Source organism: Sinorhizobium sp. NG07B (assembly GCF_002532005.1).
GTDB classification, from domain to species: Bacteria; Pseudomonadota; Alphaproteobacteria; order Rhizobiales; family Rhizobiaceae; genus Sinorhizobium; species Sinorhizobium fredii_C.
In genome coordinates, this window is the sequence record NZ_NWTD01000004.1 from 573,498 (window position 1) to 594,522 (window position 21,025).

General features: G+C 62.6%; 20 protein-coding genes. 19 read left to right on the forward strand and 1 reads right to left on the reverse strand.

Annotated elements, in window-relative coordinates; translation table 11 throughout:
• The first annotated feature begins 22 nt into the window (after positions 1–22).
• The 17 genes from CO664_RS17450 (at position 23) to CO664_RS17530 (ending at position 17,668) form a co-directional block, all read left to right on the forward strand.
• Complete coding sequence (locus CO664_RS17450; RefSeq protein ID WP_037414108.1) at positions 23–1,213, forward strand: NADH-quinone oxidoreductase subunit D; 1,191 nt, start codon at positions 23–25, stop codon at positions 1,211–1,213.
• A complete protein-coding gene (locus CO664_RS17455) occupies positions 1,213–1,467 on the forward strand; it encodes a hypothetical protein (RefSeq protein WP_037389051.1) in 255 nt (84 codons plus the stop codon). The genes CO664_RS17450 and CO664_RS17455 overlap by 1 nt, the downstream gene beginning before the upstream one ends.
• 16 nt (positions 1,468–1,483) lie before the next feature.
• The gene (gene nuoE / locus CO664_RS17460; RefSeq protein ID WP_097539443.1) at positions 1,484–2,314 is read left to right on the forward strand and encodes an NADH-quinone oxidoreductase subunit NuoE; all 831 of its coding nucleotides are present in this window, start codon (positions 1,484–1,486) and stop codon (positions 2,312–2,314) included.
• An 11-nt stretch (positions 2,315–2,325) separates the two neighbouring features.
• Positions 2,326–3,630 carry an NADH-quinone oxidoreductase subunit NuoF gene (gene nuoF, locus CO664_RS17465; protein WP_097526430.1) on the forward strand — a complete coding sequence of 435 codons (1,305 nt, stop codon included), beginning with the start codon at positions 2,326–2,328 and terminating at the stop codon, positions 3,628–3,630.
• 6 nt (positions 3,631–3,636) lie between these two features.
• Positions 3,637–4,329 carry an NADH:ubiquinone oxidoreductase gene (locus tag CO664_RS17470; protein ID WP_176536614.1) on the forward strand — a complete coding sequence of 231 codons (693 nt, stop codon included), beginning with the start codon at positions 3,637–3,639 and terminating at the stop codon, positions 4,327–4,329.
• Between the two features lie 99 nt (positions 4,330–4,428).
• Positions 4,429–6,507 (forward strand): NADH-quinone oxidoreductase subunit NuoG, encoded by a 2,079-nt coding sequence (gene nuoG, locus CO664_RS17475; RefSeq protein ID WP_097539444.1) that lies wholly within the window; start codon positions 4,429–4,431, stop codon positions 6,505–6,507.
• Between the two features lie 20 nt (positions 6,508–6,527).
• Positions 6,528–7,571, forward strand: coding sequence for an NADH-quinone oxidoreductase subunit NuoH (nuoH, locus tag CO664_RS17480; RefSeq protein ID WP_037414126.1), 1,044 nt, complete (start codon positions 6,528–6,530; stop codon positions 7,569–7,571).
• 64 nt (positions 7,572–7,635) lie between these two features.
• Positions 7,636–8,127, forward strand: a complete 492-nt coding sequence (gene nuoI / locus CO664_RS17485) for an NADH-quinone oxidoreductase subunit NuoI (RefSeq protein WP_097526428.1) — start codon at positions 7,636–7,638, stop codon at positions 8,125–8,127.
• A gap of 146 nt (positions 8,128–8,273) precedes the next feature.
• Entirely contained in the window at positions 8,274–8,888 is a 615-nt protein-coding gene (locus tag CO664_RS17490; RefSeq protein WP_037414129.1) for an NADH-quinone oxidoreductase subunit J, read from the forward strand.
• 29 nt (positions 8,889–8,917) lie between these two features.
• Positions 8,918–9,226, forward strand: coding sequence for an NADH-quinone oxidoreductase subunit NuoK (nuoK, locus tag CO664_RS17495; protein WP_037414132.1), 309 nt, complete (start codon positions 8,918–8,920; stop codon positions 9,224–9,226).
• Positions 9,227–9,233: 7 nt separating this feature from the next.
• On the forward strand, positions 9,234–11,228 hold the full coding sequence (gene nuoL / locus CO664_RS17500; protein ID WP_097539445.1) for an NADH-quinone oxidoreductase subunit L: 1,995 nt from the start codon (positions 9,234–9,236) through the stop codon (positions 11,226–11,228).
• A complete protein-coding gene (locus CO664_RS17505; protein WP_097539446.1) occupies positions 11,228–12,739 on the forward strand; it encodes an NADH-quinone oxidoreductase subunit M in 1,512 nt (503 codons plus the stop codon). The genes nuoL and CO664_RS17505 overlap by 1 nt, the downstream gene beginning before the upstream one ends.
• A 19-nt stretch (positions 12,740–12,758) precedes the next feature.
• Positions 12,759–14,201, forward strand: a complete 1,443-nt coding sequence (gene nuoN / locus CO664_RS17510) for an NADH-quinone oxidoreductase subunit NuoN (protein WP_097526424.1) — start codon at positions 12,759–12,761, stop codon at positions 14,199–14,201.
• Entirely contained in the window at positions 14,198–14,965 is a 768-nt protein-coding gene (locus tag CO664_RS17515) for a biotin--[acetyl-CoA-carboxylase] ligase (RefSeq protein WP_097539447.1), read from the forward strand. Before nuoN ends, CO664_RS17515 begins: the two co-directional genes overlap by 4 nt.
• A 24-nt stretch (positions 14,966–14,989) precedes the next feature.
• Positions 14,990–16,657, forward strand: a complete 1,668-nt coding sequence (locus CO664_RS17520; RefSeq protein ID WP_037414142.1) for a ribonuclease J — start codon at positions 14,990–14,992, stop codon at positions 16,655–16,657.
• 67 nt (positions 16,658–16,724) lie between these two features.
• A complete protein-coding gene (gene mce / locus CO664_RS17525) occupies positions 16,725–17,129 on the forward strand; it encodes a methylmalonyl-CoA epimerase (RefSeq protein WP_037414144.1) in 405 nt (134 codons plus the stop codon).
• Between the two features lie 269 nt (positions 17,130–17,398).
• Positions 17,399–17,668, forward strand: a complete 270-nt coding sequence (locus CO664_RS17530; RefSeq protein WP_037414146.1) for a DUF1467 family protein — start codon at positions 17,399–17,401, stop codon at positions 17,666–17,668.
• 83 nt (positions 17,669–17,751) lie between these two features.
• On the opposite strand, the gene CO664_RS17535 is transcribed toward CO664_RS17530, so the two are convergent.
• Positions 17,752–17,997 (reverse strand): hypothetical protein, encoded by a 246-nt coding sequence (locus CO664_RS17535; RefSeq protein ID WP_234820276.1) that lies wholly within the window; start codon positions 17,995–17,997, stop codon positions 17,752–17,754.
• A 367-nt stretch (positions 17,998–18,364) separates the two neighbouring features.
• Here CO664_RS17535 and proS point away from each other — a divergent pair, with 367 nt between their 5' ends.
• Positions 18,365–19,693 carry a proline--tRNA ligase gene (gene proS / locus CO664_RS17540; RefSeq protein ID WP_037414149.1) on the forward strand — a complete coding sequence of 443 codons (1,329 nt, stop codon included), beginning with the start codon at positions 18,365–18,367 and terminating at the stop codon, positions 19,691–19,693.
• Between the two features lie 14 nt (positions 19,694–19,707).
• Complete coding sequence (locus CO664_RS17545) at positions 19,708–21,018, forward strand: lipoprotein-releasing ABC transporter permease subunit (RefSeq protein WP_037414151.1); 1,311 nt, start codon at positions 19,708–19,710, stop codon at positions 21,016–21,018.
• Positions 21,019–21,025: the final 7 nt, after the last annotated feature.

Genomic DNA, 21,025 nt, shown 5'->3' on the forward strand with positions numbered 1-21,025 from the left:
CGTCCGGCCTGGAGCAATCGGTATGACCGAACACAACGTCCGGAACTTCAACATCAACTTCGGTCCGCAGCATCCGGCCGCGCACGGCGTTCTGCGCCTCGTGCTGGAGCTTGACGGCGAAATCGTCGAGCGCGTCGATCCGCATATCGGCCTCTTGCACCGCGGCACCGAGAAGCTGATCGAGGCGAAGACCTATCTGCAGGCGGTGCCCTATTTCGACCGGCTCGACTATGTCGCGCCGATGAACCAGGAGCACGCCTTCGCGCTTGCCGTTGAAAGGCTGACGGGCACCGAAGTGCCGATCCGCGGCCAGCTTATCCGTGTCCTCTACTCGGAAATCGGCCGCATCCTCTCGCATCTCCTCAACGTCACCACCCAGGCCATGGACGTCGGTGCGTTGACGCCGCCGCTCTGGGGCTTCGAGGAGCGCGAGAAGCTGATGGTGTTCTATGAGCGGGCCTGCGGCGCGCGCATGCACTCGGCCTATTTCCGTCCAGGCGGTGTCCACCAGGATCTGCCGCATGAACTGGTCGACGATATCGGCAAGTGGATCGATCCGTTCTTGAAGACGGTCGACGACATCGACGAGCTTCTGACCGGCAACCGCATCTTCAAGCAGCGCAACGTCGATATCGGCGTCGTCAAGCTCGAGGACGCCTGGGCCTGGGGCTTCTCGGGCGTCATGGTGCGCGGTTCGGGTGCCGCCTGGGATCTGCGCCGCGCGCAGCCCTATGAGTGCTACTCCGACATGGAGTTCGACATCCCGATCGGCAAGAACGGCGACTGCTACGACCGCTACCTGATCCGGATGATCGAAATGCGCCAGTCGGCGCGGATCATGCGGCAATGCGTCGATCGCCTGCTCGGCGACGCCAAGGTCGGACCGGTTTCTTCGCTCGACGGCAAGATCGTGCCGCCAAAGCGCGGCGAGATGAAGCGCTCGATGGAGGCGCTGATCCACCACTTCAAGCTCTATACCGAGGGCTATCACGTGCCGGCCGGCGACGTTTATGCCGCGGTCGAGGCGCCGAAGGGCGAGTTCGGTGTCTATCTGGTCTCCGACGGCACCAACAAGCCCTATCGCTGCAAGATCCGTGCGCCGGGCTATGCGCATCTGCAGGCGATGGATTTCCTCTGTCGCGGACACCAGCTCGCCGATGTTTCGGCCGTGCTGGGCTCCCTCGATATCGTGTTCGGCGAGGTGGATCGCTGATGCGTCTGGCGCCGCTTGCCGTTCTCGGGTTTCTCGCGCTGAGCCCTGCCGCCGTCGCTCAGGAGGATGTCGCCAGCACGTCCTCCTCCGGGCTGCATGGCGGCTCCATGGCCGCGCTCCTGTCGAAGGGATACGAGATCAAGGCAGCCGTCGCCAACGGCACGCGCTACATCGTGTTCATGCAGAAAGACCAGTCCGCCTATGCCTGCGAATTCGTCACGCTGACGAAATCGCGGTGCGGTTCGATTAATTGATAAGGTGTCCACTAGAATGTCCGTTCGTCGACTAGCCGAAGACACTGTCCAGCCAGCGAGCTTTGCATTCAGCAAGGAGAACGCGGCCTGGGCCGAGGCAACGATCAACAAATATCCTAAGGGCCGCGAGCAATCGGCGATCATTCCGCTGCTGATGCGCGCCCAGGAACAGGACGGCTGGGTGACGAGGGCGGCCATCGAGTCGATCGCCGACATGCTGGGCATGGCCTATATCCGCGCCCTCGAAGTGGCGACCTTCTACACGCAGTTCCAGTTGAAGCCGGTCGGATCGCGCGCCCATGTGCAGGTCTGCGGCACGACGCCCTGCATGCTGCGCGGTGCGGAAGACCTGATCAAGGTGTGCAAGAAGAAGATCGCCGCCGAGCCCTTCACGCTGAACGGGAGCGGCACGCTCTCCTGGGAAGAGGTCGAATGTCAGGGCGCCTGCGTCAACGCGCCGATGGTGATGATCTTCAAGGACTCTTACGAGGACCTGACGCCTGAGCGGCTCGAGGAAATCATCGACGGCTTCGACGCAGGCAAGGGTGCCGAAATCGAGCCCGGCCCCCAGATCGACCGCATCTTTTCCGCACCGGCCGGCGGGCTGACGACATTGCAGCTCGTGGATGCGCCTCAAAAGACCAAGGCGCCGGCCCGCGCCAGCAAGGCCAAGGCTGAAGAGGCGGTAAGCGTGCCGCCGTCGAACGCCGCCAAACCGGAGACCGCCGCAGACGTCACCAATCCGGCGCTGAAGACCCCGGCGACCGCGAAGAAAGCGGCGGCGAAGAACGCCAAGGCCGAAGGCGAGACGGTCGACAAGTCCAAGCCGGCGAAGAAGCCGCGGTAAAGAGGTGACCCATGCTGAGAGATGAAGATCGCATCTTTACCAATATCTACGGCCTCAAGGATAGGTCGCTCAAGGGCGCGATGGCGCGCGGCCACTGGGACGGCACCAAGGAGTTGCTCGAGAAAGGTCGCGACTGGATTATCAACGAGGTGAAGGCCTCGGGCCTGCGCGGCCGCGGCGGCGCAGGCTTCCCGACCGGCCTCAAATGGTCCTTCATGCCGAAGGAAAGCGACGGCCGGCCGCATTACCTCGTCGTCAATGCCGACGAGTCGGAGCCCGGTACCTGCAAGGACCGCGACATCATGCGCCACGATCCGCATACGCTGATCGAGGGCTGCGTCGTGGCAAGCTTCGCTATGGGCGCGCACACCGCCTACATCTACGTGCGCGGCGAGTTCATCCGCGAACGCGAGGCGCTGCAGGCCGCGATCGACGAATGCTACGAATACGGCCTGCTCGGCAAGAACAACAAGCTCGGCTACGATATCGACGTCTTCGTCCATCACGGCGCCGGCGCCTATATCTGCGGCGAGGAAACGGCGCTGCTCGAGAGCCTCGAGGGCAAGAAGGGCCAGCCGCGCCTGAAGCCGCCGTTCCCGGCGAATATGGGCCTCTATGGCTGCCCGACGACCGTTAACAACGTCGAATCGATCGCAGTCACGCCGACCATCCTCCGGCGCGGCGCCGGCTGGTACACGAGTTTCGGCCGCCCGAACAACCATGGCACCAAGCTCTATTCGGTCTCCGGCCACGTCAACCGTCCCTGCACGGTCGAGGACGCCATGTCGATCCCGTTCCACGAGCTGGTCGACAAGCACTGCGGCGGCATCCGCGGCGGCTGGGACAATCTGCTCGCCGTCATCCCCGGCGGCTCGTCGGTTCCCTGCGTGCCCGGCGCGCAGATGAAGGACGCCATCATGGACTATGACGGCCTGCGCGAGCTTGGCTCAGGCCTCGGAACGGCGGCCGTCATCGTCATGGACAAGTCGACCGACATCATCAAGGCAATCTGGCGGCTTTCCGCCTTCTACAAGCACGAGAGCTGCGGCCAGTGCACGCCCTGCCGCGAAGGCACCGGCTGGATGATGCGCGTCATGGAGCGCATGGTGCAGGGCCGCGCCCAGAAGCGCGAGATCGACATGCTCTTCGACGTGACGAAGCAGGTCGAAGGCCACACGATCTGTGCGCTTGGCGACGCGGCCGCCTGGCCGATCCAGGGCCTGATCAAGCATTTCCGTCCGGAAATGGAAAAGCGGATCGACGAATATACGCGCAATGCAACGTCGCACGGCGCCGTATTGGAAGCAGCGGAGTAACGAGCGATGGCCGGGACGCGCAATGAAGGACAGGGCATGAAGGCGGCAGTCATTCCTTTTGTGCGGCCCTTGGGCGCCGGCTCGGCCGATCCGTTCGGCATGGCCGAATGGATGAAGACCATGCCGGCCGTTCCGCTGATGGCCAATCCCGTGGCTGCCGTAGCGGCGGCGACGGCGCTCGGCTTCGGCCTGTCGAGCCACTTCGCAGGCGTCATGTTCGGCGCCATGCAGGGGGCTGCAAGCGCTCTGCAGAAGAGCGCCGGCGTGGCCGAACCGGCGGAGATTGCCGAACCGGCACCGACCGTCGAAAAGCCCGAGCCTGTAACGCAGCGGGCTTCGCCGGCGCCGGCGGCCAGCGAGGACCGTCCGGCTCCGGTCGCCCGCGAGTCCAAGCCAGCTCCGGCTGCCCGCGAGGCTCGGCCCGCACCCGCTGCCGTCGCCAAGCCCAAGGCGCGCGCCGCCAGGAAGCCCGTCGCAGCGAAGCCGAAGGGCGGCGTCGCCGACGATCTCAAGCAAATTTCCGGGATCGGCCCGAAGCTCGAACAGGTGCTGAATGGCCACGGCCTTCGTCGGTTCGCCGACATCGCGGCTCTGAGCGAGGCGGATGTCGCGCGGCTCGATGCCGAGTTCGCGCTCGATGGCCGCATCCTGCGGGACGATTGGATCGGGCAGGCAAAGACGCTGATCGGCAAGAGATAACGTGACGGCCGCCCGGTCGTTACCATACCGGAAGAGCCGTGAAGGAATTGTCCGGCGCCGCAGAAGGCAGCCGGACGGAAGACAGGATTGAGTACGAAGATGGCAAAGCTGAAAGTCGACGGAAAAGAGATCGAGGTCCCGGATCATTTCACGCTGCTTCAGGCGTGCGAAGAGGCCGGCGCCGAGGTTCCGCGCTTCTGTTTCCATGAGCGGCTTTCGGTTGCCGGCAATTGCCGCATGTGTCTGATCGAGGTGAAGGGCGGGCCGCCGAAGCCGGCCGCCTCCTGCGCCATGGGCGTGCGCGATCTGCGCCCCGGCCCGAATGGTGAGGCGCCCGAAGTCTTCACGACGACGCCGATGGTCAAGAAGGCCCGCGAAGGCGTCATGGAATTCCTGCTGATCAACCATCCGCTCGACTGCCCGATCTGCGACCAGGGCGGCGAATGCGACCTGCAGGACCAGGCGATGGCCTTCGGCATCGACAGTTCGCGCTATCAGGAAAACAAGCGCGCCGTCGAAGACAAGTATATCGGTCCGCTCGTCAAGACGGTGATGAACCGCTGCATTCACTGCACGCGCTGCGTCCGCTTCACGACGGAAGTGGCGGGCATCGCCGAACTCGGGCTGATCGGCCGCGGCGAAGATGCCGAAATTACCACCTATCTCGAACAGGCGATGACTTCCGAACTGCAGGGCAACGTCGTCGATCTGTGCCCGGTCGGCGCGCTGACCTCGAAGCCCTTCGCCTTCACGGCGCGTCCGTGGGAGCTCAACAAGACCGAATCGATCGACGTCATGGATGCGGTCGGCTCGGCGATCCGCGTCGACACCCGCGGCCGCGAGGTGATGCGCATCATGCCGCGCGTCAACGAGGAGATCAACGAAGAGTGGATTTCCGACAAGAGCCGCTTCATCTGGGACGGGCTGAAGACGCAGCGTCTCGACCGGCCCTATGTGAGAAGGGACGGCCGTCTGCAGGCCGCGACCTGGCGCGAGGCCTTCCAGGCGATCAAGGCTGCCGTCGCCAAGACCTCGGGCGACAAGATCGGTGCGATTGCCGGCGACCTCGCCTCCGTCGAGGAGATGTACGCCCTGAAGGAGCTCATCACTTCGCTGGGCTCTGAGAGCGTCGACTGCCGCCAAGACGGCGCAGCCCTCGATCCGTCGCTCGGCCGCGCAAGCTACCTGTTCAATCCGACGATCCAGGGAATCGAGAGCGCCGACGCGCTGCTCGTCATCGGCTCCAACCCGCGCTTCGAGGCTTCGGTTCTCAATGCGCGAATCCGCAAGCGCTATCGCATGGGCAAGTTCCCGATCGCGGTCATCGGCGAGCGGGGTGAACTGCGTTACGACTATGAGTATCTCGGCGCCGGCACGGAGACGCTCGCTGAGCTCGTTTCCGGCAAGGGCAAGTTCTTCGAGACGCTCAAGAATGCCGAGCGGCCGCTGATCATCGTCGGCCAGGGTGCGCTTGCAGGGGAGGGCGGTTCTGCCGTTCTCGCCAATGCCGCAAAGCTTGCCGTCGCGGTCGGTGCGGCCGGCGGAGAATGGAACGGCCTTGCCGTCCTGCACACGGCGGCATCACGCGTCGGCGGTCTGGACCTCTGTTTCGTTCCCGGCAAGGGCGGCATTTCGGCAGCGCAGATGGCCGGCAGCGCAGAGGTGCTGTTCCTGCTCGGCGCCGACGAGATCGATCTTTCGGCGCGTAAGGGCTTCACGGTCTATATCGGCTCGCACGGCGACAATGGCGCGCATGCGGCGGATGTCATCCTTCCCGGCGCCGCCTATACGGAGAAGTCCGGCACCTGGGTCAACACCGAAGGCCGCGTCCAGGTCGGCAACCGCGCCGGCTTTGCACCGGGAGACGCGCGCGAGGACTGGGCGATCATCCGCGCCCTTTCCGACGTGCTCGGCCGCAGGCTGCCGTTTGATTCGCTTGGGGAATTGCGTGCCAAGCTCTACGCGGCTCATCCGCATTTCGCAGAGGTCGACAGCATCGCCGCAGGAAGCAGCGACGAAATTGCCGCACTTGCGCAAAAAGCCGGTGAGATGGGCAAATCCATGTTTGCGTCTCCGGTCAAAGACTTCTATTTGACGAACCCGATAGCGCGCGCATCCGCCGTCATGGCCGAATGCTCGGCCTTGGCGCGCAACAATTTCAAAGCTGCCGCGGAATGAGCGCGAGGGAATAGAGCATCATGGACGCTTTCATTTCGAGCTACGTCTGGCCCACGGCCATCATGATCGGCCAGTCGCTGCTGCTTCTGGTCGCGCTGCTGGTCTTCATCGCCTATATCCTGCTCGCCGACCGCAAGATCTGGGCCGCCGTGCAGCTTCGCCGCGGTCCTAACGTGGTGGGCCCCTGGGGACTTTTCCAGTCCTTTGCCGACCTTTTGAAATTCGTCTTCAAGGAGCCGGTCATTCCGGCCGGCGCCAACAAGACGATCTTCCTGCTCGCGCCGCTCGTCTCGGTGACGCTGGCGCTTGCCGCCTGGGCCGTCATTCCGCTCAATGCGGGCTGGGTGATCGCGAACATCAATGTCGGCATCCTCTTCGTCTTTGCCATATCTTCTCTCGAGGTTTATGGCATCATCATGGGCGGCTGGGCGTCGAACTCGAAATATCCCTTCCTGGGCGCGCTGCGCTCCGCCGCGCAGATGGTGTCCTATGAAGTCTCGATCGGCTTTGTCATTGTCACGGTGCTGCTCTGCGTCGGTTCGCTCAACCTGACGGACATCGTCAATGCGCAGTCGGACGGCCTTGGAACGATGATCGGCCTGCCGGCCTCCTTCCTCGACTGGCACTGGCTGTCGCTGTTCCCGATGTTCATCGTGTTCTTCATCTCGGCGCTCGCCGAGACGAACCGTCCGCCCTTCGACCTGCCCGAAGCCGAGTCCGAACTCGTCGCCGGCTTCATGGTCGAATACGGCTCCACCCCGTACATGATGTTCATGCTCGGCGAATACGCTGCGATCTGCCTGATGTGCGCGTTGACGACGATCCTGTTCCTCGGCGGTTGGCTGCCGCCGGTCGATATCTGGATCCTGAACTGGGTGCCGGGCATCATCTGGTTCGTGCTGAAGGCCTCGCTCGTGTTCTTCATGTTCGCGATGGTCAAGGCTTTCGTCCCGCGCTACCGCTACGACCAGCTGATGCGTCTCGGCTGGAAGGTCTTCCTGCCGCTGTCGCTGGCGATGGTCGTCATCGTCGCATTCGTTCTGAAGCTCATGGGATGGGCATGATGCCCGCCCGCGCTTCGCTGCATACCGCCGACCCCTCCCAGGCCGGCAAATTTGGAGGTAAATGATGGCCGGTCTTTCGCAAGCCGTCAGCTCGCTGTTCCTCAAGGAATTCGTCGGCGCATTCCTGCTGTCGATGCGGTATTTCTTCCGGCCGAAGGCGACCGTGAACTATCCCTTTGAAAAGGGCCCGGTCAGCCCGCGCTTCCGCGGCGAGCATGCGCTGCGCCGCTATCCGAACGGCGAAGAACGCTGCATCGCCTGCAAGCTCTGCGAGGCGATCTGTCCTGCCCAGGCCATCACCATCGAGGCCGGCCCGCGCCGCAACGACGGCACCCGCCGCACGGTGCGCTACGACATCGACATGGTGAAGTGCATCTATTGCGGCTTCTGCCAGGAAGCCTGTCCGGTCGATGCCATCGTCGAAGGGCCTAACTTCGAATTCGCCACTGAGACGCGCGAAGAGCTCTATTACGACAAGGAAAAGCTGCTCGCCAACGGCGACCGGTGGGAGCAGGAAATCGCGCGCAACATTGCAATGGACTCGCCCTACCGCTGAGGCCATTTGCGTAAACGCCGCATCGCGCCGCTCGCAAGGGGCACATGCGGAACGGTTTTGGCACTGGCCGGACAGACGTCCGGCTTTGCCTCATGGAGTGAGGGCGGTCGGCCTTCACGCCGAGCAAGACGAAAAAGGCACCGATCATGGGTCTGCAGGCTCTTTTTTTCTATCTCTTCGCCTTCATCGCGGTGGCATCGGCATTCATGGTCATCGCGGCCAAGAACCCGGTCTATTCGGTTCTGTTCCTGATCCTGACCTTCTTCAATGCGGCCGGCCTCTTCCTGCTGACGGGCGCCGAGTTCCTGGCGATGATCCTGCTGGTGGTCTATGTCGGCGCTGTCGCGGTTCTCTTCCTTTTCGTGGTCATGATGCTCGACATCGACTTCGCCGAACTGCGGGCGGGCGTGCTGGAATACGCGCCGGTCGGTGCGCTGATCGGGCTGATCCTCGCCGCCGAATTGATCATCGTCGTCGGCGGTTCGACCTTCTCGCCGGAGATCGCCAAGGGCATTTCCATGCCGATCCCGGCGGCTACCGAGCGGACCAACACGGCGGCACTCGGGGACGTGCTCTACACCCATTACATCTATTTCTTCCAGATCGCCGGGCTCGTGCTGCTCGTCGCCATGATCGGCGCCATCGTGCTCACCCTGCGTCATCGTGAAAACATCAAGCGCCAGAGCATTCCGCGCCAGGTTGCCCGCTCGCCCGAGACCGCCGTCGAGGTGGTCACGGTTAAGCCGGGGCAGGGCCTTTAATCGGGACGCGAGGTCGAGGGATCGGACATATGGAAATCGGAATCTCCCACTATCTCACCGTCAGCGCCATTCTGTTCACGCTCGGCGTCTTCGGCATCTTCCTCAACCGGAAGAACGTCATCATCATCCTGATGTCGGTCGAGCTCATCCTGCTCGCGGTCAACATCAACATGGTCGCCTTCTCGTGGGTTCTCAAGGACATTACGGGCCAGGTCTTCGCGCTGTTCATTCTGACCGTCGCGGCCGCCGAGGCGGCCATCGGGCTTGCAATTCTCGTCGTCTTCTATCGCAATCGCGGCTCGATCGCCGTCGAAGACGTCAACATGATGAAGGGCTGACAGGGCCATGGACACCATTATCAAGGCTATCGTCTTTCTGCCTCTGATCGGCTTTCTGATCGCCGGCCTGCTCGGTACGCAGATCGGCGCCAAGGCATCCGAATATGTGACCAGCGGCCTGATGCTGATTGCGCTGGCGCTCTCCTGGTTCGTCTTCTTCGACGTCGCACTCGGTCACGAGGAGATGATCAAGGTCTCGGTGCTGCGCTGGATTCAGTCGGGCAGCTTCGACGTCGAATGGGCCTTCCGTGTCGACACGCTGACCGCCGTCATGTTCGTGGTCGTCAACACGGTCTCGACGCTGGTGCATATCTATTCGATCGGCTACATGCACCACGATCCGCACCGCCCGCGCTTCTTCGGCTATCTGTCGCTCTTCACCTTCGCGATGCTGATGCTGATCACCTCGGACAACCTGCTGCAGATGTTCTTCGGCTGGGAAGGCGTGGGCCTGGCGTCGTACCTGCTGATCGGCTTCTGGTACAAGAAGCCCTCGGCCAATGCCGCAGCGATCAAGGCCTTCATCGTCAACCGCGTCGGCGACTTCGGCTTCTCGCTCGGCATCTTCTGCGTCTTCGTCCTCTTCGGCTCGATCAATCTCGAAACGGTCTTCGCCGCCGCCCAGAGCTACCTGCCGGCTGAAGGTGCAGAGGCAGGAGAAGCGGTGATCACGCTCTTCGGCATGCATCTCGACAAGGCCGATGCGCTGACGGCAACCTGCCTGCTGCTCTTCATGGGCGCCATGGGCAAATCGGCGCAATTCCTGCTGCACACCTGGCTGCCGGACGCCATGGAAGGCCCGACGCCAGTTTCGGCGCTGATCCATGCCGCCACCATGGTGACCGCCGGCGTTTTCCTCGTCGCCCGCATGTCGCCGCTCTTCGAGCTGTCGCCGGATGCCCTGACTGTCGTCACGCTCATCGGTGCGATCACCGCCTTCTTCGCTGCCACCGTCGGTCTCGTTCAGAACGACATCAAGCGCGTCATCGCCTACTCGACCTGTTCGCAGCTCGGCTACATGTTCGTTGCGCTCGGCGTCGGCGCCTATGGCGCCGCGATCTTCCACCTCTTCACGCACGCCTTCTTCAAGGCGCTGCTGTTCCTCGGCGCCGGTTCGGTGATCCACGCGGTCGATGGCGAGCAGGACATGCGCTACATGGGCGGCCTGCGCACCCATATCCCCGTCACCTACTGGATGATGTTCATCGGCACGATCGCGCTGACCGGCGTCGGTATTCCAGGAACGGTGATCGGCACCGCGGGCTTCTTCTCGAAGGATGCGATCATCGAATCCACCTTCGCGTCGCACAGCGTCGTTTCCGGTATCGCCTTTGCGCTTTTGGTGATCGCCGCGCTGTTTACCAGCTTCTATTCCTGGCGCCTGACCTTCATGACCTTCCACGGCACGCCGCGCGCCTCGCATGAAGTCATGCATCACGTCCACGAGTCGCCCCAGGTCATGCTGGTGCCGCTCTACATCCTCGCCCTCGGCGCGCTCGTCGCCGGCTTCCTGTTCCACGACTATTTCTTCGGCCACCACTACGCCGAATTCTGGCAGGGCGCGCTCTTCACGTCGGCCGAGAACGAAATCCTCGAGGAATATCACCATGTTCCGCTGTGGGTGAAATGGAGCCCGTTCGTCGCCATGGCGCTCGGCCTGTTTACCGCCTGGTACATGTATATCCGTTCGCCGGAGACGCCGAAGTACCTCGCCCGGCAGCATCGCGGTCTCTACCAGTTCCTGCTCAACAAGTGGTATTTCGACGAGCTCTACGATTTCCTTTTCGTTCGCACCGCCAAGCGTCTCGGTACCTTCCTCTGGAAGGAGGGTGACGGTCGCGTCATCGACGGCTTCGGGCCGAACGGGGTGGCGGCGCGGGTTCTCGACGTGACCGACCGCGTCGTCCGGCTGCAGACCGGATACCTCTACCACTACGCGTTTGTCATGCTGATCGGCATTGCGGCGCTCGTTACCTGGATGATGCTCGGGAGTTCCTTCTGATGACCGATTGGCCCGTACTTTCCGCGGTCACCTTCCTGCCGCTGGTCGGCGCCCTGCTTCTCCTGCTGATGCGGGAAGACAGCGCCGCCGGCCGCCGCAACATCCTGAACATCTCGCTCATGACCACGATCGTGGTTTTCGGCCTGTCGCTCTATGTCTGGTATCAGTTCGATCCTTCGAACCCCGGCTTCCAGATGGTCGAGAAACATGAGTGGCTGGGCACCGGCATTTCCTACCATCTCGGCATAGACGGCATTTCCGTGCTGTTCCTGCCGCTGACGGCATTCCTGATGCCGTTCTGCGTGCTGGCGAGCTGGGTCACGATCGAGAAGCGCCTGAAGGAATACATGATCGCGTTTCTGATCCTGGAAACGCTGATGCTCGGCGTCTTCGTCTCGCTCGATATCGTGCTCTTCTATGTCTTCTTCGAGGCGGGCCTCATCCCGATGTTCATCATCATCGGCGTCTGGGGCGGCAAGGACCGCGTTTATGCGAGCTACAAGTTCTTCCTGTATACGCTGCTCGGCTCGGTTCTGATGCTGCTCGCCATCATGGCGATGTACTGGCAGGCCGGCACCACCGACATCACCGAACTGCTCAAGTACAATTTCCCGCGCCAGATGCAGACCTGGCTGTGGCTTGCCTTCTTCGCGTCCTTCGCGGTGAAGATGCCGATGTGGCCGGTCCATACCTGGCTTCCCGACGCGCACGTCCAGGCGCCGACGGCAGGCTCGGTCATCCTGGCCGGCATTCTCCTGAAGCTCGGCGGCTACGGCTTCCTGCGCTTCTCGCTGCCGATGTTCCCGCTGGCGTCCGATTATTTCGCGCCGCTCGTCTATACGCTGTCGATCATCGCGATCATCTACACCTCGCTGGTGGCGATGATGCAGAGCGACATCAAGAAGCTGATCGCCTATTCCTCCGTTGCCCACATGGGCTACGTGACGATGGGGACCTTTGCGGCGAACGTTCAAGGGGTGCAGGGCGCGATCTTCCAGATGCTCTCGCACGGCATAGTCTCGGGGGCGCTCTTCCTTTGCGTCGGCGTTGTCTACGACCGGCTGCACACGCGCGAAATCTCGGCCTATGGCGGTCTCGTCAACAACATGCCGAAATATGCGGTGGCCTTCATGGTGTTCACCATGGCCAATGTCGGTCTTCCGGGCACCTCAGGCTTCGTCGGCGAGGTCCTGACGCTGGTCGGCGCCTTTCGCGCCAATACCTGGGTTGCGCTCTTTGCGACCAGCGGCGTCATCCTGTCGGCCGCCTATGCCCTCTGGCTCTATCGCCGGGTGATCTTCGGCGCGCTGGAGAAGGATAGCCTGAAGGCGATGCTCGACCTGTCGACGCGCGAGAAGGTCATCCTCTATCCGCTGGTGATCCTGACGATCTTCTTCGGTGTCTATCCGGCGCCGGTCTTCGATGCGACGGCGGCCTCCGTGGATCTGCTCGTCAACAACTACGCCGCAGCCCTGCAGGCAGCGCAAGACGTTGCGCTTTCGGTGCACTGACCACAGGACGTGATTGGACATGACTGCTGAAACCCTTTTTGCAAGCCTGCAACTCTCGGTTCCCGAGCTGATCCTGGCGGTCGGCGCGCTGGTGCTGCTGATGGTCGGCGTCTATTCGAGCGAGCGCGCGACCCCCGTCGTGACCAGTCTCTCCATCGCGGTGCTCGCCATTGCCGGGTTGTGGCTCGTTCTGAACACCGGCGACGGCGAGGCCTATGGCGGCGCCTTCCTTTCGGATCCCTTCGCGAAATTCATGAAGGTTCTGGCGCTGATCGGCTCGGTCACCGTCATGGTGATGACCATCGGTCAGGCGCGCGCCGCGCAGATCGACCGCTTCGAGTTTCCGGTGCTGCTGCTGCTCGCAACCCTCGGCATGTTGCTGATGATCTCGGCCAATGACCTGATCTCGCTCTATCTGTCGCTGGAGCTGCAGTCGCTGGCGCTCTACGTCGTGGCCGCGATCAATCGCGACAGCGTGCGGTCCACCGAAGCGGGCCTCAAATATTTCGTTCTCGGCGCCTTGTCCTCGGGCATGCTGCTCTACGGCATGTCGCTCGTCTATGGCTTCACCGGCCATACCGGTTTCGACGAGATTGCCGCGGCGCTTACCGCGGAAGGCCGCTCGCTCGGCCTGGTCTTCGGCCTGGTCTTCATCCTTGCCGGCCTTGCCTTCAAGATCTCCGCGGTTCCGTTCCATATGTGGACGCCGGACGTCTATGAAGGCGCACCGACGCCGGTGACGGCCTTCTTTGCCGCCGCGCCGAAGGTTGCGGCCATGGCGATGCTCGTCCGCATTGTCATCGAGGCCTTCGAGCCGGTCGTCGCCGACTGGCGGCAGATCGTCGTCTTCATCTCGATCGCTTCGATGCTGCTCGGCTCCTTTGCGGCGATCGGCCAGCGCAACATCAAGCGGCTGATGGCCTATTCCTCGATCGGCCACATGGGCTATGCGCTCGTCGGTCTTGCCGCCGGGTCCATGGCCGGCGTGCGCGGCGTCATCCTATACATGCTGATCTACATGGTGATGACGCTCGGCACCTTCGCCTGCATTCTCGCCATGCGCCGCCGGGATGGCGAGCATGTCGAAGGCATCGATGACCTCGCCGGCCTGTCGCAGACCAATCCGTTCATGGCGACGGTGCTGACGATCCTGATGTTCTCGCTTGCCGGGATCCCGCCGCTTGCCGGCTTCTTCGCGAAATATTTCGTGTTCGTTGCCGCGATCGAAGCCCAGCTCTATGGTCTGGCGATCATTGGCGTCCTCGCATCCGTCGTCGGCGCTTACTATTACCTGCGCGTCATCAAGGTCATGTGGTTCGACGAGGCCAAGGGCGAATTTGCCCGCACGTCGGGCGAACTGCGTTTGGTCTATGGCCTTTCCGGCCTTTTCGTGCTCGGCTATGTGCTGATCGGCGGCCCGCTCGGTAATGCCGCCGAGGCGGCGGCGCGGACATTCTTTTGACCGGCGGGCAGGGCAGCGGCCGGATTTCGCCCGATGAATTCCGGCACATAGCGCTTGCCGAAACTGTCTCGACGAACAGCGAATGCCTGGCGCGGGCGCGAGAGGGTGATCCGGGCAATCTCTGGATCACCGCGGCGCGCCAGACCGGCGGCCGCGGTCGACGCGGCCGCGAGTGGCTTTCCGAGCCCGGCAATCTTTACGCATCCTTGCTGCTCATCGATCCGGCGCCGGTTAAGCACCTGCATTCCCTGCCGCTCGCTGCAGCCGTTGCGGTGCATCGGGCCATTCGCAGGGTCATGCCTTCGGGTTCGCCGGAAGTGGCGATCAAGTGGCCGAACGACATCTTGATCGATGGCCGGAAGACCTGCGGGATCCTGCTCGAGGGCGAAGCGCTTCCGGAGGGCCGCCACGCTCTGGTGATCGGCTGCGGCGTCAACGTAGCGGTCATGCCGGAGACGGGGCTCTACCCGGTCACCTCGCTTCGGCGCGAGGGCGCCACGATCTCGGCCGAGGAACTATTCGCTCACCTGTTCGTGACAATGGCTGAGGCGCTTTCCATTTGGGATAGAGGCGCCGGCATTGCCGCGATCATCGATCAGTGGAAGGCCGCCGCGAAGGGCATTGGCGAGGCCATCACCGTTAACCTGCCGGACCGTTCGCTCGGCGGCCGCTTCGTCGGTATCGACGAAGACGGCCGGCTGCTGCTCGACACGGGCTCCGGTGCGCCGCTGGCAATCGCCGCCGGCGACGTGTTTCTCGGATAAACAAGAATAGAGGCGCAGCGCAAAATGGCGCAGGAAGAAGAATTGGTGTTCTTGCCGCTCGGCGGCGTTGGCGAGATCGGTATGAATCTCGGCCTTTACGGCTATGGCAGCCCCGGCAGCCGCCAATGGATCATGGTCGATTGTGGCGTGACCTTTCCCGGTCCGGAACTGCCCGGCGTGGAACTCGTCCTGCCCGACATTTCCTTCCTCGCCGAGGAGCGCCGCAATCTCAAGGCGATCATCATTACCCACGCCCACGAGGACCACTACGGCGCCCTGAACGATCTCTGGCCGGGGCTGAACGTCCCGGTCTATGCCTCGCCGTTCACGGCCGGCATGCTCGAGGCGAAGCGCGACTTCGAAAAGAGCCGCGGCGAAATACCGGTGACCGTCTTTAAGGCGGGCGACCGCATCAATGTTGGCCCCTTCAGCATCGAGGCCGTCGGCGTCAACCATTCCATTCCCGAGCCGATGTCGCTGGTCATCCGCACGCCGCTCGGCGCCGTCGTGCATACGGGCGACTGGAAGATCGACCTGGAGCCATCGCTCGGCCCGATCACCAACGAAGCGCGTTTTCGTCAGATCGGCGAAGAGGGCGTGTTGGCGCTCGTCTGCGACTCGACCAATGCGCTGCGCGACGGCGTTTCGCCGTCCGAGCGCGAGGTATCGGAGAGCCTGGCGAAGATCATCGCCAATGCCGAGGGTCGCGTCGGCATCACCACCTTTTCGTCGAATGTCGGCCGCATCCGCTCGGTCGCCGAAGCCGCGGAGGCCGCAGGCCGCGAAGTGCTCCTGCTCGGCAGTTCGATGAAGCGCGTCGTCGACGTCGCAAAGGACCTCGGCATCATGGAGGGGCTGAAGCCGTTCCTGGCCGAGGACGAGTTCGGCTATATCCCGCGCGACAAGGTGGTCGTCATTCTCACCGGGAGCCAGGGCGAGCCGCGCGCTGCACTTGCCAAGATCTCTCGGGACGAAATGCGCAATGTGGCGTTTTCGGCCGGCGACACGATCGTCTTTTCGTCGCGCACCATCCCCGGCAACGAAAAGGCGATCAACGACATCAAGAACGGCCTGATCGAGCAGGGCATCCACATCATCACCGACAGCGAGGCGCTGGTGCATGTGTCCGGCCATCCGCGCCGTAACGAACTGCAGCAGATGTATCAATGGGTGAAGCCCCAGATCGTCGTGCCGGTGCATGGCGAGGCGGCGCATCTGACGGCGCATGCCGAGCTTGCGCTCAACTCGGGCATCGCCAGCGTCCCGCGGCTGCGCAACGGCGAAATGCTGCGCCTGGCGCCCGGTCCCGCCGAGGTCATCGATGAGGCACCGCACGGCCGCATCTACAAGGACGGCACACTGATCGGCGATTTCGACGAAATGGGCATTGGGGAACGGCGCAAGCTCTCCTTTGCCGGCCACGTCTCGGTCAACGTCGTGCTCGACAACCGTTACGACTTCCTCGGCGACCCGGACGTCGTGCCGATCGGGCTTCCGCAGTTCGACGACGAGGGCGACGACATGGACGACGTGCTCTATGACGCCGTGCTCGGGGCGGTGGAAAGCATCCCGCGCGCCAAGCGCAAGGATCTGGCGATGCTGCAGGAAGCGGTCCGGCGGGCGGTGCGCAGCACGGCCAACCAGATCTGGGGCAAGAAGCCGATCGTCACGGTCTTTGTCACCAAAGTCTGATTGGCCCGACCGGCGGGCCGGTGTAAACCGGTCGGAGCCCGCACGGCGCTGAAGGGGAGGAGGTTCGATGCTCGGCAGAGTGAATCACGTGGCGATCGCCGTACCGGACCTCGCGTCCGCGGCCGAAAACTATCGTGCCACCCTCGGAGCAACGGTCACCGAGCCGCAGGCTTTGCCGGAACATGGCGTGACGGTCGTTTTCGTCACGCTTCCCAACACCAAGGTCGAACTGCTGGAGCCGCTCGGCGATCAGTCGCCGATTGCCGCCTTTCTCGAAAAAAATCCGGCCGGTGGCATGCACCACATCTGCTACGAGGTGGAGGACATTCTTGCGGCGCGCGACCGGCTGCGGCAGGCGGGGGCACGTGTGCTGGGCGACGGCAATCCGAAGATCGGCGCCCACGGCAAGCCGGTCCTTTTCCTGCATCCGAAGGATTTCCACGGCACGTTGATCGAACTCGAAGAGGTGTGACACTCGGGCGCGGCGGAGCGGTTTGCGCGATCCACAGCAAAGGCCCTATAAGGCGTTGCCTCGCAGAAATCGCTTCGACAGCCGCTTGCGATCGGCGCAATCAAGACGGTATGGCAGCAAGGCTGCTGCCAATGGGCGTTGCCCATCTGCATGTCTCCTTACATCGACCTCGATTTAAGGAAAAGACATGCAGCGATTCAAGTGCTACAGCGACCTTTGCGCGTCCGATGAGACGCCCGGCGCTGTAAGCCTTCCATCAGGGAACCTGGATGTCCGCCTTTTCGATCTTTGCCGTCTATTTCATCATCTGGTGGCTGACGCTTTTTACCGTGCTGCCGTTCGGGGTGAGGACCCAGGCCGAGGAGAATGAGGTCGTGCCCGGCAGCGTCGAGAGCGCTCCGGCCCGCTTTCGTGGCCTGCGGGTGGTGCTGATCACGACGGTAATCGCCGGCTTGATCCATCTGGGCTGGTATGTGCTTTCCGTGAAGCTCGGATACGACCTCGATGCGATATTCGGCTTCATAGGTCCGAGAGGCTGAGGCGAGGGCGCTCGATCGGCCGCACGCAAGAAACGTGCCGCACTTTCATGGAGACGTTGCAGCAGCCGTTACGCACTTCGAGCTCAGGCGCAGCCCTTGACAGTCGTCAAATCGACATATTTGCCCGCTGCTTCGTTTTCATTGGCGGGTAAATAGCAAAAAAAAAACAAGGCCAAAGCCTTGTTTTCAAGTTTCGCGTGATCTTTGAACCGTTGCCGGCGGCAGCGAACGAGCGCGCCTAAGATCTTATCCTCCCAAGACTTGACCGCGAAATTCGGCAAGAATTTGGTCTTCTTGCCTGTTTTGTGAGCCGAAACTAGCTCAAACATTGGGCTATGTCACCAGCTTTTTTTGCATTTTTGCTACAGTTTGGCAAAAAAATCCGATTGACAGAAATGGGCCTTGTCCTGTTACTACCGTGCTCTTTTGACGCAGGTCTGAGAGAGCGTTTCCGCCGCAGCGTCATTTTCGGTGTGGCTTTCTTCCCGATCTAGCAGGGTTTTCTTCCGCGCGCGAAGCGGCTATGAACGCTGAACTCGGAAGTTCCCGTGGCCGCGCCGATGGGAAATCAAGAGCCCGATTTCAAACGGCAATCGCCACCTCCGCCTGTTGGAGGGCGAGGGCGGCTGCCGCAGCACAACGTCATTTCGCCCGAATCCGCCGATAGTGCGAGAGCCACCAGTTCCGGAACCCGTCATGCGCCTGTCCCGCTATTTCATGCCCATTCTGAAGGAAAACCCGAAGGAAGCGGAGATCGTTTCCCATCGCCTGATGCTGAGGACCGGCATGATCCGCCAGCAGTCGGCCGGCATCTATAGCTGGCTGCCGCTCGGCAAGCGCGTGCTCGACAAGGTCAATGCGATTATTCGCGAGGAACAGAACCGGTCCGGCGCGGTCGAGCTCCTGATGCCGACTTTGCAATCGGCGGAGCTCTGGCAGGAGAGCGGCCGCTACGATGCCTACGGCAAGGAGATGCTGCGCATCAAGGACCGGCAGGATCGGCCGATGCTCTACGGGCCGACGAACGAGGAGATGATTACCGACATCTTCCGCTCCTATGTGAAGTCCTATCGGAACCTGCCTCTCAATCTCTACCACATCCAGTTGAAGTTCCGCGACGAGATCCGTCCGCGCTTCGGCACCATGCGCTCGCGCGAGTTCCTGATGAAGGATGCTTACTCCTTCGACCTCGATCGAGAGGGCGCGGAGCATGCCTATAACAAGATGTTCGCCGCCTATCTGCGGACCTTCGACCGCATGGGCCTGCGCGCCATTCCGATGCGCGCGGACACCGGCCCGATCGGCGGCAACCTTAGCCATGAATTCATCATTCTTGCCGATACAGGCGAGTCCGAGGTGTTCTGCCACAAGGATTTCCTCGGCTTCGACATTCCGGGCAAGGAGACGAATTTCGATGACGTCGGCGGGCTGAAGGCGATCTTCGACAAGTGGACTTCGCGTTATGCCGCCACCTCGGAAATGCACGACGAGGCCGCCTTCAACGCTATTTCCGAGGGCGACCGGCTGTCGGCGCGCGGCATCGAGGTCGGTCACATCTTCTATTTCGGCACGAAATATTCGGAGGCGATGGGTGCCAAGGTGCTTGGACCCGACGGCAAGGAGCACACCGTGCACATGGGCTCCTATGGCATCGGCCCGACACGCCTGGTGCCGGCGATCATCGAAGCCTCGCATGACGAGAACGGCATCATCTGGCCGAAATCGGTGGCTCCGTTCGACGCGGTCGTCATCAACATGAAAGCGGGCGACGCCGCTTGCGATGCGGCCTGCGGCACGCTCTACTCCGACCTCGGCAAGGCGGGATTCGACGTCCTTCTGGACGACACGGACGACCGCGCCGGCGCTAAGTTCGCGACCGCCGATCTTATCGGCGTTCCCGTGCAGATCATCGTCGGGCCGCGCTCGGTCGCCAATGGCGAGGTCGAGGTGAAGGACCGCAAGACCGGCGCGCGCGAGACGATGACGGTGGAAGCCGCAATCAACAAGCTGGTTGCGAACAGATAGAGGCAAGGACGACGATGACCGCGGCGACGGAAGAGCAAGTGCAGGTTGCCGCGCCATCCGGCATAAGGTCCAGTCGTCCCTTCTCCGCCTTCGAGCGCATGGTCGCCTGGCGCTATCTGCGCTCGCGCCGCAAGGAAGCCTTCATTTCCGTCATAGCCGGCTTTTCCTTCATCGGCATCATGCTCGGCGTGGCGACGCTGATCATCGTCATGGCAGTGATGAACGGTTTCCGCACCGAGCTGATATCGCGCATTCTCGGAATGAACGGCCATGTGATCGTCCAGCCGCTCGACGGGCCGCTCACCAACTATGCCGAGCTCGCCACCAAATTCTCGGCCGTTCCAGGGGTGACGATGGCGATCCCCCTGGTCGAGGGGCAGGTGCTCGCGCAGGGCGTTGGCGACGCCTCGACTGGCGCCCTGGTTCGCGGCATCCGGGCGGAAGACCTCGCGAAGCTCAAATCGATCTCGGAGCACATCCAATCCGGCGACCTCGTCGGCTTTGCCTCGGGTGCCGGCGTTGCCATCGGCTCGCGCATGGCCGAACAGTTGGGAATTCGCGTCGGCGGAACGATTACGCTCACCTCGCCGAACGGCGACGTCACGCCCCTCGGCATGAATCCCCGCGTCAAGGCCTATACCGTTTCGGCGATCTTCGAGATGGGCATGTCGGAATATGACGCGACGATCGTCTTCATGCCGCTAGAGGAAGCGCAGCTCTATTTCAATGCCGAGGGCCTCGTCCAGTCGATTGAGCTTTTCGTCGAGCAGCCGGACGCCGTCGACGCCTTGCGCAAGCCGATCGAGGACGCCGCCGGACGGCAGGTCTACCTGACGGACTGGCGGGACCGCAACAGAACCTTCTTCTCGGCGCTCGAGGTCGAGCGCAACGTGATGTTCATGATCCTGACGCTGATCGTGCTCGTCGCCGCGCTCAATATCGTTTCCGGCCTGATCATGCTGGTGAAGGACAAGGGCAGCGACATCGCCATTCTGCGCACGATGGGTGCGACCTCCGGCTCGGTGATGCGCATCTTCTTCATGACGGGGGCGGCGATCGGCGTTACAGGAACGATCGCCGGCGTCATTCTCGGCGTGGTCGTCTGCCTCAACATCGAGTCGATCCGCCAGTTCTTCTCCTGGGTCTCCGGCACGACGCTCTTCGATCCGGAGCTCTACTTCCTCAGCCAGCTGCCGGCCGACATGAATGCCGACGAGACCATCTCCGTCGTCATCATGGCGCTGGCGCTCTCCTTCCTGGCGACGATCTTCCCGGCCTGGCGCGCCTCGCGCCTCGATCCGGTGCAGGCCCTGCGGTACGAATAAGGACAAG